Below are 17716 nucleotides of genomic sequence, written 5' to 3' on the forward strand. Positions count from 1 at the left end.
GGTCTACCCCCTGCCTCGAGTCATGGATTTCATCAATACTTCCTGGGTGGCGTCCTCGCGTAGCACTTCCCCGGTGATCCGGCCTTCGCTCATGACGTAGATGCGGTCGCACATCCCGAGAATCTCCGGGAGCTCCGAGGAGATGAACAAAATGCCTTTGCCCTCGTCCGCCAGTTGATTGACGATCGAATAGATTTCATATTTGGCTCCGACATCAATGCCGCGCGTTGGCTCATCGAGAATCAAGATTTCCGGTTGTGCGAAGATCCACTTGCTAAGGACGACCTTCTGCTGATTGCCGCCGCTCAGATTGACCGTTTTCTGCAAAATGCTGGGCGTTTTAATGTTCAGCTTGCTCCGATATTCCTCCGCGACCAGCACTTCTTCCCGTTCATTGATTACGCCTCGGCGGGACAGCTTCTTTAACGAAGCCAGCGAGATGTTGCGTTTAATATCGTCGATTAAAATTAAGCCGTATTGCTTGCGATCTTCGGTAACATAAGCGATGCCATGCTTAATCGCCTGACTGATGTCGTTAAATCGTACCTCTTTGCCGTGTAGGAACAGCTGACCTTTAATATGCCGCCCATAGGATCGGCCGAATAAGCTCATTGCGAGTTCGGTCCGGCCGGCACCCATCAAGCCAGCGATCCCAACGATTTCTCCGCGGCGAATATTGAGGTTAATATTGTCCAGCACTTTACGATCCTCTTGTTGCGGGTGGGTTACCTCCCAACCCCGTACTTCAAAGATCACTTCACCGATCCGGGGAACCCGCTCCGGATAGCGGTGGGTGAGATCGCGGCCAACCATGCCCTTGATGATGAGATCCTCGGTCACCTGATCGGCCTTCATATCTAAGGTCTGAATCGTCCGGCCATCCCGGAGAATGGTAATCGAATCGGCAACTTTACTGATTTCGTTCAATTTGTGGGAAATGATGATGGAGGTGATGCCTTGTTTCTTCAGCTCCAGGATCAACTCCAGCAGGTTTTCGCTGTCATTTTCGTTTAGGGCGGCCGTGGGTTCGTCCAAAATTAACAGCTTGACCTGTTTGGATAAGGCTTTGGCGATTTCCACCAGCTGTTGCTTGCCGACGCCCAGCTCCAATACGCGTGTGGCCGGGGATTCGTTTAAGCCCACCCGTTTCAGCAACGCTTTGGTTTTGACCGTCGTTTCGTTCCAGTCGATCAGTCCGTGTTTGCTTTGCTCATTGCCAAGAAAAATGTTCTCCGCGATGGAGAGATAGGGGATCAGCGCCAGCTCCTGATGGATAATAACGATCCCCAGCTGCTCGCTTTCTTTGATATCTTTAAATTCGCAGACCTTGCCTTCGAACAAGATCTCGCCTTCATAAGAGCCATGCGGATAGACGCCGCTTAACACCTTCATCAATGTCGATTTGCCAGCCCCGTTCTCCCCACACAGAGCATGGATTTCCCCGGATCTGACCTTGAAGTTGACATTGCTGAGCGCCTTAACCCCCGGGAACGTCTTCGTAATGCCCCGCATTTCCAAAATCGTATTGCTCACATGCGTCACCTGGCCTTTCGCTCACGGTAAGTGCATAGCGACGGTCGCCCGAATCCGCGTCCGCCGCTATGCCGATCACCACAAGTTAATGATGTTTAGAGTCCCAGATCTTCCTTGGAGTAGTAGCCGGTGTCGACGAGCGCCTGTTCAACATTATCCTTGTCGACCGAGACCGGTTCGAGCAGGTAAGAAGGAACAACCTTCACGCCGTTATCGTAGGTTTTCGTGTCGTTGACTTCGGCTTCCGTGCCTTCCAGAATGCTTTGGACCATGGAGACAACCTTTTTCGCCAACTCGCGCGTATCCTTGAAGACGGTTTGCGTTTGCTCCCCGGCAAGAATCGATTTGACCGATGCCAGCTCGGCATCCTGGCCAGTTACGATCGGCATCGGTTTGCTTCCGGAGCCGTAACCCACACCTTTGAGCGAGGAGAGGATGCCGATGCTGATTCCGTCATAAGGAGAAAGCACGGCGTCGATATTCTCCGTGGTATAGTGAGCGCTCAGCAAATTGTCCATGCGAGCCTGGGCGGTGGCGCCGTCCCAGCGCAGCGTGGCGATTTGTTCCATTTCGGTTTGTCCGCTGCGTACGATCAGCTTGCCGGAATCGATGTACGGCTGCAGTACGGACATAGCGCCGTCATAGAAGAAGTAGGCATTGTTGTCGTCTGGAGAGCCCCCGAACAGCTCGATATTGAAAGGGCCTTTGCCGTCCTTGAGTCCCAGCTTTTCTTCAATATAGGAAGCCTGCTGCACGCCAACCTTGAAATTATCGAAGGTTGCGTAGTAGTCGACGTACTCGCTGTTCATGATTAGCCGGTCGTAGGCGACGACTTGAATGCCTTGATCGTGGGCTTTTTGCAGTACGTCGGTTAAGGAACCACCGTCAATCGCGGCGATGACGAGGACCTTCACGCCCTTGGTAATCATATTTTCGATTTGCGACACCTGGTTTTCGATAACGTCTTCTCCGTATTGCAGATCCGTGCCATAGCCAAGAGCCTTAAACTCCTTGACCATATTGTTTCCGTCGTTCACCCAGCGTTCGGACGATTTCGTTGGCATGGCAATGCCGATCGTTCCCTTCTCACTGTTGCCCGATCCGCTGCCGCCGCCGTTTCCGCCGTTGGCGCAAGCCGCGAGGGTGAATACCATCACCAAAGCAAGTAAAATGGCCGTTACCTTCTTCAAAGTCGATTCCCCCTATACTTGAAATGAATGCGTTTACAGTTCGGAGTATAGCAAGTGAAGGGGGAGGTCGTATTTACAGTGGTTTGACTCTTTTTATAAAAATCGAACCTTTATGGAGGGGCATGACTCCAAAATAGGAGGCTGAGAGGGGGAGATTTACTCCCCCTGAGCATCTTCATGTTCAAATGCGCCTTTGCGGTATTGCAGTGGGGAAAGGCCGGTCGCGCGCTTGAACGCCGTGCTGAAATAGTGTTGAGTTTCGTAGCCGACTTGCTCGGCGATTTCGGCTATTGTCAGCTCGGTGGCGATTAATAGGCGGCTCGCCCGACGGATGCGGAGCTGCGTCAAATAGCTGTTAAACGTGGTGCCCAGCTCCTGCTTGATCATGCGGCTTAAATAAGCCGGAGAAGTTTGCAAGGCATGCGCCATCGCTTCCAGCGTCAGCCTGCTGTCACCGAAATGCTCCAGCATATATTGCTTGGCCCGGCGAACCAGCGGGGAAATGGCGTTTTCCTTGTTTACGGCGGACTTCGCTTTCCGGTATACGGAAGGAAGCTCCAAGACGTCCCCAGCGCCCTCAGCCAAGTAAACCTCGGCAGCGATTTTTAAGTGGGTCCGCACCAAGGTTTCAATGCGGTGAAAATCGGCTTCAGCTTCCACTCCCCACAGCAGGACAACGATCAGGCCGAAGGGATCACGGAAGATCGTCTTGGGGTAGGGGGCGAGCACTTCGGCGGCGATATTCTCTACCGCAAATCCATACAGCTGCCGTTCGTCCTCTTTGAACAAAGCGGGGGAGGCGGCGGGTTCAGGCAATCGGATGACGCCCAGCCAATCCGGACAGGCGTCCGGCAGCTGCAAGAACCGCAGCTGCTCGGAGATTTCAGCGGCTGTCATGCCCCCGTCCAGCCATTGCTGGCAAAATCGCTCCCTCAGGAGCGGATAACTGCGGGAAAGCTGCCGCGAGGCCTGCTGCCATTGCTGCTGTTTGGATGCTTCTTCCTCCAGCTCTCCGCGCACCTGTCGCAGGACTTTCTCCAACTGCACGGGATTGGCGGGCTTCAGGATGTAATCCTTGACCTGAAGGCGGATCGCCTTTTGCGCGTACGCAAACTCGTCATGGCCCGTGATGATGACGATTTTACAATCCGGCAGCCGCTCACGTACCTGCTTCATTAATTCGATCCCGTCCATGATCGGCATGTTGAGATCAACCAGCATGATGTGAACGTCGTGCTGGATCGCCTTCTCTAGAGCTTCCTCGCCATCCTCCGCTTCGGCCACTACCGTAAGGCGTAAGCTCTCCCAGTCCACGCTATCGCGTATTCCTTCGCGAATAATGCACTCATCATCGGCGATGAGCACCCTCCAATGAGTTTCTGAGTAGGTTCCGCTCATGATTCAATCCTCTCCCAACGGGTTTGTTCATCCCGAATGATCGGGTGGGTGACGGTTACTACGGTTCCTCGGCCTTCCTCACTTTGGATCGTCAGGCCATATTTCGGACCAAAGGTTAATGCGATCCGAGCTTGCACATTCAGCATCCCATATCCCTGTCCGCCTTCGCCTGCATTGGATGCCCCTGCCGGTTCGGAGCCCTTTTCCCGGCCATCCGCGGTGCCTGCGGACTGGAGTTCTTTTTGCAGCCGGGCCAGCTTATCCGGCGGAATGCCTTTCCCATCATCCCGGATGTTGATCACCAACATGCCGGCATCCTCGGCGGCTTCGATGACCACGCGGCCCGGCCCCCGGCGTTCCTTGATTCCATGGTAGATGGCATTTTCCACAATCGGCTGAAGGATCAGCTTCAACACATAGACACCGCGAATTTCCGGAGCGATGTGCAGCGAGTAATCGAGTTTGCTTTGATAACGGACGTGTTGAATATGCAAGTAACTGCGAACATGCTCGATTTCATCGTTCAGGGGGATGATGTCATTCCCCTTGCTAAGGCCGATTCGGAACAGCTTCGACAAGGACTCCGCCATTTCCGCGATATCCTCCGAGCCGTTGCGGCGGGCCATCCAATGAATCGTATCCAGGGTATTGTACAAAAAATGCGGCTTGATATGCGCCTGCAGGCTTCTTAGCTCCGCCTCCCGCTTCTGACGCTCCTGCAGTTCGGTCAGGGAGAGCAGTCGGTGGATCTGCTGCAGCATGGCGTTGAAACGGCGGCCAAGCAGGCCGATTTCATCGGTTCGGTCGCTCCAGTGGCGAATGGTCAGATCGCCGGACTGGGCTTTTTGCATAAAGGACGCCAGCTGCCCGATTGGCCTGGAAATCGTGTGAGCCAGATAGAAAGAGGCCGTCATCCCCAGCAAACAGACGATAAAAACAAAGCTAACCACGTAAAAACGAATTTCCTGCATTTCCGTAGCGGACTCCGCCATGGAAAAGACGCCGACCGTCGTCCAGTTTGTAAACGGCGAATGTCGGTAGATGAACTGTAAATCGCGGCCGCCCACCCGTTCTGCGTAGGTTCCTGAGCCGTCCTGACCGAGCCGCTCCAGCGGAACGCGGTTGATATAGGGGGCTGGCGGGGCATAGATCAGTTCCCCGTTGCCGTCCACCACCGTTAGATAGCCCGTTTTCCCCAAACGAACGTCCTGAGCGGTCTCGGCAATGACCCGCAGTTTGAGGTCGATTAAGACGACGCCTTTGACCTGCTGGGTTTCGGGGTCGAGAATCGCCCTTACGGCAGAGACGACTTCACTGTCCTTGTAGTTGACATGCGTAGTGACGTTGCGGTCTCGCGGATGACCGATGATCTTAAAGATTCCTTTATTGCGGACCGCTTCTTGGTACCACTCTTCCCGGGTCAGGTTTTCTGCGGTGCGGGCATACATTTCGTTGCTGATATATTCGCCGCGGCTGTTGACGATTAGAATGCCCGCGACTTCCGAATACAAGGTGGTGAAGCCCTGCAGGAACTTGCGAATTTCGTAGTGATCGGTATCTACCGGTGTTGTTGTTCGTGGAGGTGTTTTGACTGACGGTGCCGATAGAACGAGTTCCGCCTCGTTGTTGTTCTCGAGAAACTGCAGCACGTCCGGGTTAAAGGAGATGAGGAACGTCATGTTTTGCAAATTCTCCACATACGTCTCCAACGACCGGTTCACCTTGCCAATTAATTGCAGCGTGTTGTTCGTAATCTGGCGTTCGATAATGCGGTCGACCGTCCAATTCGTCAGCACGCCCAGCCCGATCGAAGGAAGGATGCTGATCAACATAAAGTGGACGATTAATTTGTAGCGGATGGGCAAGTTATTCAGCGAAAAACGACGGATTTCCCAGGACCGCTTTCCATATCTATTTCGCATAGTAATCATTCACATTCTGCCGTGTGACGACGGTGATGCCGGTATCCAAACGCTGGGGAACGCGAGGGCCGGGGGGCGAAGATCCATCGGAATCGTGCTTCAACGAAAAGAGCAGCTGCAGCGACCAATATCCCATGTTCCAGGTGCCCTGGGCCATCGTGGCGGCGATATCTCCGCTTTTGACCAAGTCCAAGGTGCCCTTATCGGTGTCGAAGCTGATGATCTTCGGACTGGAGGAGGTCGGGCCAAAGGCCTTTACGGCCTCCGCAACGCCGATACCGCCGTTGGCTTCGGTGGTGAAAATGCCTGCGATTTCGGGGAAGTCGTGCAGGATTTCCTCCGCCGCTTGCCGCGAGTACAGCTCATCGCCTTTGCCGTTTTTGGTGGCGACAATGTGCATGTTGGGGAATTCCTGGGTAATGGTATCGGAAAAACCTTCGGTGCGTTCTTGATGATTTTGTTGATCCGGCACGGTGACGACGGCGACCTCCCCGCGTTCGCCGGTGAGCTCGGCCATTTTCCGCGCGGCCTCAACGCCGGCGGAATAGTTGTCGGTACCAAGGAAGGAAAAAGCGCGGCTGCCGGGGGCGTCGGAATCGAACAAGACGACCGGAATGCCGGCGTCGACCGCTTTGTTAATCGTGGCGGTGAGTTCGGTTGGATGAATCGCGGAGATCGCGATGCCGGCCGGTTTTTTAGCAATGGCTTGCTCCAACACCGTGATTTGCTCATGAATATCGCGCTGGGTGGAGCCGCGGTATTCTACGGAGACGTTTAGCGCCTGGGCGGCGTCTTCGAAGCCTTTCAGCCCGCTTTTCCAATAGTCGATTCCCATTTGAAACGTCACCATCACGTATTTCTCATCGATGGAACCTCGGAGGCCCCCGGAATTCCATTCGTCGTTCAAACGAATCTGGGAGCGGTAATCGAGCACGTATAGCGCAAAGCAAGCGAAGAGCAGCAAGTACACCATCCAAATCTTCTTCATATGAAACCCCTTTCATAAGAAGAGTTGCCAAGTGATTCACTTTCGACAACATCATACTATGATTCGTCGAAATTGATAATTAGTAATTTTACAATTATAGCTCACCTTTAATCCCAAAGAAAGATCATATAAAAATTTGATCTGCAAAATCACTAACAAATATATAACAAATCATAACGGAATTAGTATATAATGAACGGTAACTTACAACTTGATGGAGGACATATGAACAAACATAGTTATCGAATCCAGCATTGGAGCTTCAAAGCGAGTGATGAGACAGAGTGGAAGCCGGCCCGCGTGCCGGGCACCGTGCATACGGATCTGCACCGCAACGGGTTGATCCCTGACCCGTTCTATGGAACTAACGAGCATGACCTGCAGTGGATTGATCGAAAAGATTGGGAATACGAAGCCTCCTTCGAATTGGATGAGGCTTGGTCCGCTTTGCCGCGGTTGGAGCTTGTCTTCGACGGCTTGGATACGTATGCCGATGTCACGGTGAACGGGACGCACGTCTTGTCGGCCGACAATATGTTCCGCGTTTGGCGAATCGATGTGAAGCCGCTGCTGCGCGAAGGCGACAATACGGTTGCCGTACGCTTCCGCTCTCCCATCGCGGAGGATTTGCCTAAGCTCGAGAAGCTGGGGTATGGCCTGCCGGCGGCGAACGACCAATCGGAGCTGGGCGGGTTAGGCGACCGCCGGGTCAGCGTGTTTGCCCGCAAAGCGCCGTATCATTACGGCTGGGATTGGGGGCCGCGCTTTGTGACCAGCGGGATTTGGCGCGAGGTGCGTCTTGAGGGCTGGAGCGGCCCGGTTATTCGCGACCTGTTTATTCGCCAAGACCGGGTCAACGTCTCGGTTGCGGAGCTTACCGCCTTGGCGGAAATTGAAACCGCTGAGCGCTGGGAAGGTCAGCTGCAGCTCACTGACGGCGAGTTGACCTGGGAACGTCCTGTGGTATTAGAGCCGGGAACGAATGTAGTAGAGGTGCCGGCGGTCATTGCGGAGCCGAAGCTGTGGTGGTGCCGGGGGCTGGGCGAACCGGCGATGTATAACTTCCATGCCAAGCTTGTGACGGACGGCGGGCAGGAAGCGGTCGCCGAAGCGTCTGTTCGAACCGGGCTGCGCGACATCCGGCTGGTTCGTGAGAAGGACGATGCAGGGGCTTGCTTCCGCTTCGAGTTAAACGGCGTGCCAGTTTTCGCCAAAGGGGCGAACCATATCCCGAACGACAGCTTTTTGACTGAAGTGACGGAGGAGCGTTATCGCCATGAAATCGCCACGGCAGCCGAAAGCGGCATGAATATGCTTCGCGTCTGGGGCGGCGGCCTTTATGAGCAGGATATTTTCTACGAGCTGTGCGATGAATACGGAATCATGGTCTGGCAGGACTTCATGTTTGCGTGCAGTATGTACCCGGGGGATTCGGAGTTTCTGGACAGCGTTACGCGGGAAGCGGAGGACAACCTCAAGCGGTTGCGGAATCATCCCTGTATCGCATTGTGGTGCGGAAACAATGAAATCGATTCGGCTTGGGCCCACTATGTCGAGGATGGGGGCTGGGGGTGGAAAAAGAATTACACCGCAGAGCAGCGTGAACAGATTTGGGCGGATTACGAGGCGATCTTCCATCGAATTCTTCCTCAGGCCGTGGAACGTCATGGCGGCGGCGTCGCCTACTTGCCGTCTTCGCCGATCCGTAAATTGACGGGGGACGCCGATCAACATGCACTTCAAGTCACCGGTGAAGGGGACGTCCATTACTGGGGGGTCTGGCATGCGGTTGAGCCGTTTGATAACTATAACCTCCGGGTAGGCCGTTTTATGAGCGAATACGGCTTTCAATCCTTTCCGGAGCTGAAATCGGTGCTGACTTACGCGCCGGAGAGCGAGCTGGCGCTGGAGTCCGAGATCATGCTGGCCCATCAGAAGAATGGCCGAGGGAACCAGTTGATCAAGGAGTACATGGACCTTTATCTGCCGGAGCCGAAGGATTTCCCTTCGTTCCTGTACATGAGTCAGGTGCTGCAGGCCGAGGCGATCCGTACGGCAATTGAAGCACATCGCCGCAACAAGCCTTACTGCATGGGGACGCTATACTGGCAGATGAACGATTGCTGGCCGGTGGCGTCCTGGGCGGGGATGGACTATTACGGACGTTGGAAGGCGCTGCAGTATGCGGTACGCCGCAGCTTCCGCGAGGTCATGCTGGCGATTTACGAGCCGGAGAATGGCCCGATCTCGGTTAGCGTGGTGTCTGATCTGCAGAAGCCGGTTACGGGCCGCTTGCGGTTGTCGCTGTATGACTTCCAGGGGGCCTCGTTGAAAGAACAGGCGTTGGAGGTTCACGCCGCTGCAGATGCGGTTGTTGAAGCTGCGGTGTTCAGTCGGGCGGAATGGTTGGAAGGCCATGATCCGCGCCAGGTCGTGCTGCATGCGGTCCTGGAGATCGAGGGGCAGGCCGTGGACAGCAAGCCTTTTTACTTCGCTTCGGCTAGAGAACTTTCGTTGCCGCAGGCGAACATTACGCTGCAAGAAGAGGCCGGCAGCGGCGGAAGCCGTTATACCCTGGTCAGCGATGTCTTGGCGCGCCAGGTATGGATTTCGGCGGAAGAAGAAGGGATTTTCTCCGATAATTACTTCGATCTAATTCCTGGCATTCCGGTAACGGTGGAGTTCCGGCGGCGGGGCGGCACAGGCAGCGCAGAGCCCTTTGTCGCGGGCCATCCCGGCAAGCTGACCGTCCGCTCCATGGCTGATTTCGTCTAAATTCGACTCTGGATTTTACCGTGTTATAATAAACAAATAGAAATTGCGTGCTATGTAAAAACACGGTAAATTCCGGAGAAAAGAGATGGAGATCATACGTAACTCAAGTAACTCAAGTCGAATTCATTTCGTCGTAACGTTCGTGCTAATTGGCATGAAGCTGTTGTTGCTGCGATATTTTTTCTATGGGAGCCTTGGGGTTCAGGGATTGCCCGGTGAATGGCTATCGGTGCTGGCGCTGATGTGTTTGGTTGAGCTGTTGACGCCGGCTAAGGTCAAATGGGGAGTGTACCTCGGATTGAACTGGATTATCTCCGTGACCCTGTTTGCGGCGACGGTATATAACGCCTACTTTGGCACGGTACCAACGTATGCGGTGCTGAGCGGGCTCAACCAGGTTCCTGAGGTCAAAGCCAGCGTTGCTTCGCTGCTAAGGCCTGAACAATTTCTATATTTCATCGATCTGCCAGTGCTGATTGCGGTTCGCATCTTTCGTACGGCTCGCAGGCGCCGGGCTTCCCGGGGATTCTATCTGGCGGGGAGCCTCAGCTTCCGTAACGACCGGCCGCGCGGCTCGTTGGCGTGGAAGGTGGGGGTGGCTTTCGTCCTGATCGTCAGCCTCATGCTGTCCGGCCTTTATATCCGCTGGGGAAAAGACATCGACAACGAGCTGGTGCGCGCCGAAAGCGTAGGTTTCTTTAACTTCCAGGTCGATGCGGCGATCCGCAACCAGGAGGAAGAGCGGATGATCGCGGAAGGTAATCTGCAGGAGACGGCGGCCAAAGTCCAGCAGCTTGAGAGCAGCTATCCTTACAAAATGGATGTTACAGGGGTACCGGCTTATTTTGGCGCAGCCCAAGGGATGAACTTGATCATCGTGCAGATGGAGTCGTTCCAGAACTTCCCGTTGAACCTGAAAATTAACGGTCAAGAAATTACGCCCGTACTTAACGGTTTAGCGAAGGAAGGCTTCTATTTCCCGCACGTGTTCCAGCAGATCGGCCCCGGCAATACGTCCGATGCCGAGTTTATGTCCAATACGTCGATCTATCCGACAGCTGCGGAGGCGATGTCGACCGGCTATGGTGATCGGGAGCTTCCCAGTCTGCCGCGCCTGCTGCAAAAATACGGGTACACGGCGAATACGTTCCACATCAATAAGGTGACATTTTGGGATCGGAACAAAATGTACCCGGCGCTGAACTTCGATAAATATTACGATAAGCCGTATTATACAAACGATCATTTTAACGATTTTGGCGCGTCCGATGAGGAAATGTACCGGGTTGGCGTCGAAAAGCTGGCCGAGCTAAAGGCGCAAGGCAATCCGTTTTACGCCCAATTCGTCACCACCTCAAGCCATAATCCGTTTGTCGTGCCGAAGGATCGCCGCCAAATCGAACTGCCGGCCGATCTAGAAGGCACGATGCTCGGGAATTATATCGAGGCGGTCAACTACACGGATTATGCGATCGGCAAGCTGATTGACGGGTTGAAGCAAACGGGTCTGTGGGACCATACGATGCTGGTGTTCTATGGGGATCACTTTGGCCTTCAGGAGAAGGACGTTCCCGCTAAGCAAATCAGTGAGAAGCTGGGGATCGCTTACGACGAGCGGATCAGCCGGTTCAACATCCCGCTGATCATTCACATCCCTGGCCAAGAACAAGGTCAAGTCGTCGAGCGCACCGGAGGCCAGGTCGATATTTTGCCGACCGTAGCCAATCTTCTCGGAATCTCGCTGGAGAATGAGGGATTTACCGCCTTCGGGCACGACTTGTTGAATTTGGACCGTAATGTGGTGGGGATGCGGTATTATCTGCCGACAGGCTCGTTCTTTAACGATGAAGTCATGTTCGTGCCGGGCGCTGGCTTTGACGACGGCACCGCGGTTTCACTGGACACACTGCAGCCTGTCACCGATATTGCGCCGTACCGCAGCGACTACGATTACATTTTGCAGCTGATGAAGCTCTCCGATGAATATGTCAAGCTCCTCCCGAAACGGGGAAAATAAACGCAACAAGGCCCTGCTGGATACCGCAAGCAATAAGCGGTGCCATAGCAGGGCCTTCGTTTTAATAAATTAGCCGAGGATTGTATACCTCGTTTTCGCGCTCTCGGCAACCAGCTCCGGCAGCTCTTGCAGCTGAAGCTCATAAACTTCACGGGTGATGCTGCCTTCGTCTAACCGTTTCTGCAGCTGCTCCTGCAGTTGGGCAATTTGCAGCTGGACAACCTGGTTCGCATCTTGGCCGTGGGATTCGGCAATATCCGCCAGCGACTGGCCTTCAAGCAAAGCGTCGTAAACCTCCCGGTCGGAGGAAGCGCCAAGCACCCGGTTCAGCTCGTCCTCCGGACGCTCCGCCTTATTGCTGAGGCTGGATTGCTTGGAGGGGTGAGCCGCATAGGTCAGACTGGTTACAAAACTGGACATGCTGGGGTTTATCGTAATGACAAGGGCCATCGTGCCAAGAATAACGACTTTTTTAAGCTTAAATTTCATAGATTTAATTCCTCTCTTTGGTGCAAGGGATAGTATTCATCGTAATAAATGATTGTCGTGAGATCATTGATGCCTATTAGTAATACGGTTCAGGTGCCCGGCAAGTTTCAATCGTCCGGCAGCTCCCTTGGAATATAAGGTGGTGCTGGATGAAGTTGTCCCTTATAATGGAATTTATTTCACGCTGAATTTCGGAACAGAGGGGGCTGAGAGGAATGGGCGATCATATGACGGTTCGTTCGCTCAACGTGGGAAAGCCGATCGAGGTGGAGCATCAAGGCAAAACAGTACGAACAGGCATATTCAAAATGCCGGTGACGGAAGCGAGGTATTTATCGTCGGTGAATTTTGCCGGTGATGAGCAAGCGGACCTTAAATTTCACGGGGGACCGGACAAGGCGGTCTGCGTTTATCCGTACGAGCGCTATGCTTATTGGGAGGAGAAGTTCGGGATCACCTTGGAACTTGGGGCATTTGGGGAAAATATCACGACCGAAGGGATGCTCGAAGACGAGATCTGCATCGGTGACCGGTTTCGTATGGGCGGCACGATGGTTCAGGTCAGCCAACCACGGCAGCCTTGCTTCAAGCTGGGCGTTAAGCATGGTTTGCCCGAGCTGCCGCAGGCGATCCAGCAAACCGGATACACCGGATATTATTTCCGGGTGCTCCAGGAAGGAGAGGTTCGGCCCGGGGATCAACTGGAGCTTGTCGAGAGGCACCCCGCAGGAGTCACGCTGGCGTTTGCCAACCGCGTAATGCACGTCGACAAAGAGGATGCCGAAGGGATCCGGCGTATTTTAGCCGTGGAGGAGTTGTCAGCCAGCTGGCGTGAACAGTTGACGGCCCGGTTGAATCGATTGGCCGGCAAATAGCGTCTTTCATTAAATCCGCTGCCCGTGATGGGAAGCGGCTTTTTTTGTTCGGGGATAGGCATCCGGGAGTGAAATTTTTTTACAAGCGGCAAACATAGAAACTTTTGCTTGGCATAACACGTCAAATGGGAAGAGTTACTTTTTCTTTAGCTGTTCATTAGCATGGGGAGGATGAGATTTTTGAAAAAAATTTGGGCTTCGCTCTTAGCCGCATTGTTAATCATACCAATCTTTCAACAGACGACGGCGCAAGCGGCTACGCCAATCAGCATCTACATTGATGGCAACCGGCTGACTACAGACCAGGCCCCGGTCATCATTAGCGGACGGGTGATGTTGCCGCTCCGGGCGATTTTTGAAGCGCTGGATGCCAAGGTGAATTACAACCAGACGCTGAAAACCGTTACCGCCTACAAAGACGGCACGACCATCACGCTGAAGCTGATGTCGCGTTCGGCAACCATCAACAATGAGACGGTCTTGCTCGACGTGCCGGCGCAAAGCATCAAAGGCAGAACGATGGTGCCCGTTCGCTTCGTCAGTGAGGCGTTAGGGCAGCAAGTGGGGTGGAGCAACTCCGCCAAAATCGTTACCATCAACTCCGGCTTCGGCTCGGGCGGATCGGGTGGCTCGGATAGCGGGAGTGATCCTAGTCCGGTGGCCTACGTCACTGCCCGTGATGTGGGAAATTACGGGGATGGACGGGATTTGCAGATCAGCTTCTCGAAATCCTCGAACGAATCGCGCGTTGAACAGTATCGCGTGATGATCGTGAAAGCATCAAATGCTTCCAGCTTTAATCTGGCAGCAGCCCAAAAAGTCGGATCGGCCAATTACACGTCGTTGTCTCCGTCGGGATCCGATCTGTCCTTAACGCTGTCGGCCAGCGCACGGGACGTTGACGGGGCTGCCATTCGTGAGGATCAATCTTACGTTGCTTATGTATTGGTGATTGGCAAAGGCAACAGCGCCAATACGTTGTCGAATCCATCACCGGCCTTTACGTTGACCAATACCGTTTCCGTAGCGGCTCCATCGAACGTTAAGGTCAGCGACGTGAGCGATTACGGCGATGGCCGCGACCTGAGCGTCACCTTTACAAGAGCGCAAAATGAAAGCAACATCGCTAACTATCGCGTGTTCGTCGTTAAGACGAAGGACGCTAGCAGCTTTACACTGAGCACGGCGAACAACTTGCCGAGCTCCTACTCTACGCTCGTGTCCAAATCAGGGAGCGGTTCGACATTAACCGGCCAGCTGGCCTCTTCCGCTCGGGATACGTCCGGAGAACTGATCAAGAATGGCGTGTCCTACACGGTGTTTGTGTTATCGGTGAGCAATAATACGGGATATTCGAACAAATTGTCGTCCGGCTCCTCCGCGATCACGCTCGCGCAAGGCTCGATTATCGCACCGGTCATCACGAAGGTGGAAGACTGGAACGATTATGGCGACGGCCGTGACCTGCGGGTGAGCTTCAACCGGATCTCAGATGAAACGCGGATTAGCTCGTACCGGATCTTCGTTGTTAAAGCCAGCGACTATGCCAACTTCAGCCTGGCAAAAGCGAACCTGGTATCCAGCGCAAACTATACGCAGGTTAATAAGACTGGTTCGAATATTACGTCATATGCCTTGTCCTCCAATGCGCGGGATGTAGACGGGGCAACGATTCGCAACGGTGTCAGCTATCGGGTATTCGTTATGGCCGTGGGCACCGGAGCTTACGCAGGGACCAATACGCTGTCGTCCGCTTCGGCTGCGATTACGTTAACGAATGGCAGCACGGTGGATATGGTATCGAACGTTACTGTCGAAGATGTGAGCGATTATGGGGACGGCCGTGACCTGCGGGTGACCTTTACCCGTGCTGCGAATGAAACGTATATTAGCAACTATCGGATCCTGGTGGTCAAAACCTCGGATGCGAATAACTTTACATTAGCCAAGGCCAACAATGTCGGCAGCGCAAACTATACGACGGTGAGCAAGAGCGGCTATACGCTCTCCACGGTTCTGAAATCGGGGGCGAGAGATGTTGACGGAGCGACGATCCGTAACGGCGTCAGCTATCGGGTGTTTGTCCTGTCGGTAGCCAGCAGCGGATATAACCTGAGCAACGCCTTGTCTTCTTACTCCTCGCCGATTACATTGTCGAACAATATGGTTAGCGCGGTCTCGAACTTGAGTGCGGCGGACGTCAGCGATTATGGGGACGGCCGTGATCTGCGGGTAACCTTTACCCGTGCTGCGAATGAAACGTATATTAGCCATTACCGGGTATTTGTGGTGAAAGCGACGAAGAGCTTTAACCTGAACGCAGCCAATTCGTCGAACTACTATACGACTGTCAACAAAAACGGGGCTACCTTAAGCGTAAACCTTAACGGCGCGAAGGACACCGATGGAGAAGCGATTCGCAACGGAGTTCCTTACCGGGTGTACGTCCTGTCGGTTGCCGCAAGCGGCGGCGGATCGAACGTTCTGTCGGGATATTCGAACGAGGTTACGCTGGTGAATAGCACAGCGCTTCAGCCATTAAGCGTTTCGGCTGATGTCACAGGTAGCGGTTATTCCTACAGCGATATCGTGGTAAGCTTCAACAAACAGCCGAATGAAAGCAACGTTGAGGAATACCGCATCATGGTTGTTCCGGCAGCGAATGTGAGCAGCTTTAATCTGGAATATGCCAATACGGTGACTCTGGAAGATAACTATACGGCTGTGAAACCGAACGGACGGAACATTCAGGTTTCTTTAGGCAAGCCGAATACAGCATATGGCGTACCGTTGGATGCCAATACAACCTATCAAGTATTTGTGCTGACGGTAGCAAAATCCGGTTCGGGTATGACGAATCTGTTGTCCGGTCCATCCGGTCAAGTGAAGCTAAAGGTTGATCCAAGTACTGTACCTGTACCTGCTGCAACCGATGTGAGTGCTGTGGTGAATGGCTCCGGCATTGAGGTGGTTTTCAGCAAACCAAGCAATGATCAAAGCATCAGCAGATATCTTGTCATTGCAGTCCCAACCTCGGGGGCTTCAGGTATCGTAGCATCCGAAAGTTACCAAGGGGCAGCTATTTCGAAGTCAGGACCTTATTCGGCTGTTTTGGATAAAGATTATCAAGGTAATCTGCTGGATTTGGAGAACAACACCTACAACGTTTACGTCATTACCGTTCCGGATATGAGCAGTTCCACCAACTATGCCATTACCGGACCCATTTCAGTAACAACGCCAGCCACACCATAAGCTATTTGTAAATAAAAAAATATTCAGAAAAGAGCGGTTCGCTTAAGGCGCCGCTCTTTTTTGCCTGCAATTTGCTATACGCCGGCGGCGGATTGACAATCTTTTCAAAATTTATGTAACATTAAGGTCAAACTAGGGAGCGGGAAGGAAACCAAATGCAGAACATCGATGAAGTGGTCAAAGCGGACGGAACGCTGGACGATCAAAAGATCTGGCGCCGGGAACCGGTGTACCAAGGCATGAACGGCCAGTGGGTGGAGCGGATCTACATCGCCCCGGGGCAGAGCTATATTTTCAAGCCGCTGACGAACGGTGAATCGGCAGACCGGGAGGCGTGGGTGTACCGGAACGTACTGGCGGAGCTGCCTGAGATCACCGCACCGATGCTGCTTGCCGCCTCGCCGGAGGGGAGCGGCGCCAAGAGCTGGGCGATCTTCGAGAACCTCGGGCCGCTGGACCATGTCTATCGGCTGGTGTACGCCCAGGCGGCAGCCAAGCAGCTGGCCCGCTTGCACGCGGCTCCCGCGGAACAATGGCCGGGCTTGCTTGCCCAAGGCCCGAAGCCCGGCATCGCAGCCATCGCCGCAGATGTGCTGAAGCGGCGGGAAGAGGCGTCGGCTGTCCTTAGCGGACGGGGACTGCCGGATCAATGGTTGGATTCGGCAGTCGTCTCAGCGGTCCGGGACGGTCGCGGCTTCACAGCCCAACGGCAAGTGCTGTCGCACGGCGATCTGCATCAGGGCAACTACGCCGTGACAGAGGCGGGGCGCGTGGTGTTGCTCGATTGGGAGCATGCGCACCGGAGCCTCCCGTATTGGGATTTGTATCATCTGATCGACATGTCGCATCCCCGGTTTCCGAAGAGGATGTCGGCAGAGGATCGGATGCATCTGCTTGAAACCTATCTTACGGAAGCGGATAAACAGGGCACGCCATGGGTCAAGGATGTGATGATCCGGGAGTACGCTTGGTTTGCTGCGATCTTTTCGATATGGATGCTCTTGTTAATCGAAGGAGATCTGCACCGAGGCGGCGGCGTGTGGACGACGGAAGGGCTGCTGCGACAGCGGGAAGAGACGTTGGACGGCTTGGACGGATGCCTTGAACTGCTGGAGAACCATGGGTAGCATATGAACACTTACGATCTGCTAACGGACTGTAGTGACCTTATCAGCTCATTTTCGGAATATTTCCCGCTTTAACGGACCTGAAAGCCGCTATTTGGGCTATAAAGAGGTGTTTCTATCGGATTTGCCTACAATAAGGTCTCTCAA

General features: G+C 53.9%; 11 protein-coding genes. 5 read left to right on the top strand and 6 right to left on the bottom strand.

Features of this window, described 5'->3' with window-relative positions:
• Positions 1–3 precede the first annotated feature (3 nt).
• From mmsA to M3G15_RS17425, 5 genes are all read right to left on the bottom strand, one after another.
• Positions 4–1533, bottom strand: coding sequence for a multiple monosaccharide ABC transporter ATP-binding protein (gene mmsA, locus M3G15_RS17405; protein WP_198136167.1), 1530 nt, complete (start codon positions 1531–1533; stop codon positions 4–6).
• A 95-nt stretch (positions 1534–1628) separates the two neighbouring features.
• The gene (chvE, locus tag M3G15_RS17410) at positions 1629–2687 is read right to left on the bottom strand and encodes a multiple monosaccharide ABC transporter substrate-binding protein (protein WP_198136170.1); all 1059 of its coding nucleotides are present in this window, start codon (positions 2685–2687) and stop codon (positions 1629–1631) included.
• A 192-nt stretch (positions 2688–2879) separates the two neighbouring features.
• Entirely contained in the window at positions 2880–4121 is a 1242-nt protein-coding gene (locus M3G15_RS17415) for a response regulator (protein ID WP_260071605.1), read from the bottom strand.
• Entirely contained in the window at positions 4118–6043 is a 1926-nt protein-coding gene (locus M3G15_RS17420; RefSeq protein ID WP_260071611.1) for a cache domain-containing sensor histidine kinase, read from the bottom strand. The genes M3G15_RS17415 and M3G15_RS17420 overlap by 4 nt, the downstream gene beginning before the upstream one ends.
• Positions 6033–7031 (bottom strand): substrate-binding domain-containing protein, encoded by a 999-nt coding sequence (locus tag M3G15_RS17425; RefSeq protein ID WP_009223870.1) that lies wholly within the window; start codon positions 7029–7031, stop codon positions 6033–6035. The genes M3G15_RS17420 and M3G15_RS17425 overlap by 11 nt, the downstream gene beginning before the upstream one ends.
• A gap of 225 nt (positions 7032–7256) precedes the next feature.
• Here M3G15_RS17425 and M3G15_RS17430 point away from each other — a divergent pair, with 225 nt between their 5' ends.
• Together M3G15_RS17430 and M3G15_RS17435 are read left to right on the top strand one after the other, a co-directional pair.
• A complete protein-coding gene (locus tag M3G15_RS17430) occupies positions 7257–9806 on the top strand; it encodes a beta-mannosidase (protein ID WP_260071606.1) in 2550 nt (849 codons plus the stop codon).
• An 85-nt stretch (positions 9807–9891) separates the two neighbouring features.
• Positions 9892–11823, top strand: coding sequence for an LTA synthase family protein (locus M3G15_RS17435; RefSeq protein ID WP_260071607.1), 1932 nt, complete (start codon positions 9892–9894; stop codon positions 11821–11823).
• A gap of 69 nt (positions 11824–11892) precedes the next feature.
• Here the strand turns inward: M3G15_RS17435 and M3G15_RS17440 are convergent, their stop codons facing one another.
• Positions 11893–12312 carry a hypothetical protein gene (locus M3G15_RS17440; protein WP_260071608.1) on the bottom strand — a complete coding sequence of 140 codons (420 nt, stop codon included), beginning with the start codon at positions 12310–12312 and terminating at the stop codon, positions 11893–11895.
• 215 nt (positions 12313–12527) lie between these two features.
• Between M3G15_RS17440 and M3G15_RS17445 the strand changes: the two genes are divergently transcribed.
• The 3 genes from M3G15_RS17445 to M3G15_RS17455 all read left to right on the top strand — a co-directional run bounded on the left by M3G15_RS17445 (position 12528) and on the right by M3G15_RS17455 (position 17569).
• Positions 12528–13187 (top strand): MOSC domain-containing protein, encoded by a 660-nt coding sequence (locus M3G15_RS17445; RefSeq protein WP_036644386.1) that lies wholly within the window; start codon positions 12528–12530, stop codon positions 13185–13187.
• Positions 13188–13358: 171 nt separating this feature from the next.
• Positions 13359–16442, top strand: a complete 3084-nt coding sequence (locus M3G15_RS17450; RefSeq protein ID WP_260071609.1) for a copper amine oxidase N-terminal domain-containing protein — start codon at positions 13359–13361, stop codon at positions 16440–16442.
• A 155-nt stretch (positions 16443–16597) separates the two neighbouring features.
• The gene (locus M3G15_RS17455; RefSeq protein ID WP_260071610.1) at positions 16598–17569 is read left to right on the top strand and encodes an aminoglycoside phosphotransferase family protein; all 972 of its coding nucleotides are present in this window, start codon (positions 16598–16600) and stop codon (positions 17567–17569) included.
• The last annotated feature ends 147 nt before the right edge of the window (positions 17570–17716 follow it).

It is taken from the genome of Paenibacillus sp. p3-SID1389, assembly GCF_025151705.1.
GTDB lineage: Bacteria > Bacillota > Bacilli > Paenibacillales > Paenibacillaceae > Fontibacillus > Fontibacillus phoenicis.

Bases quoted from the DNA above. Each gene is read 5' to 3' on its own strand.
- M3G15_RS17440 (WP_260071608.1), bottom strand. From the start codon at position 12,312: ATGAAATTTAAGCTTAAAAAAGTCGTTATTCTTGGCACGATGGCCCTT.
- M3G15_RS17455 (WP_260071610.1), top strand. From the start codon at position 16,598: ATGCAGAACATCGATGAAGTGGTCAAAGCGGACGGAACGCTGGACGAT.
- M3G15_RS17450 (WP_260071609.1), top strand. From the start codon at position 13,359: ATGAGATTTTTGAAAAAAATTTGGGCTTCGCTCTTAGCCGCATTGTTA.
- M3G15_RS17415 (WP_260071605.1), bottom strand. From the start codon at position 4,121: ATGAGCGGAACCTACTCAGAAACTCATTGGAGGGTGCTCATCGCCGAT.
- chvE (WP_198136170.1), bottom strand. From the start codon at position 2,687: ATGGTATTCACCCTCGCGGCTTGCGCCAACGGCGGAAACGGCGGCGGC.
- M3G15_RS17425 (WP_009223870.1), bottom strand. From the start codon at position 7,031: ATGAAGAAGATTTGGATGGTGTACTTGCTGCTCTTCGCTTGCTTTGCG.
- M3G15_RS17430 (WP_260071606.1), top strand. From the start codon at position 7,257: ATGAACAAACATAGTTATCGAATCCAGCATTGGAGCTTCAAAGCGAGT.
- M3G15_RS17435 (WP_260071607.1), top strand. From the start codon at position 9,892: ATGGAGATCATACGTAACTCAAGTAACTCAAGTCGAATTCATTTCGTC.
- M3G15_RS17445 (WP_036644386.1), top strand. From the start codon at position 12,528: ATGGGCGATCATATGACGGTTCGTTCGCTCAACGTGGGAAAGCCGATC.
- M3G15_RS17420 (WP_260071611.1), bottom strand. From the start codon at position 6,043: ATGCGAAATAGATATGGAAAGCGGTCCTGGGAAATCCGTCGTTTTTCG.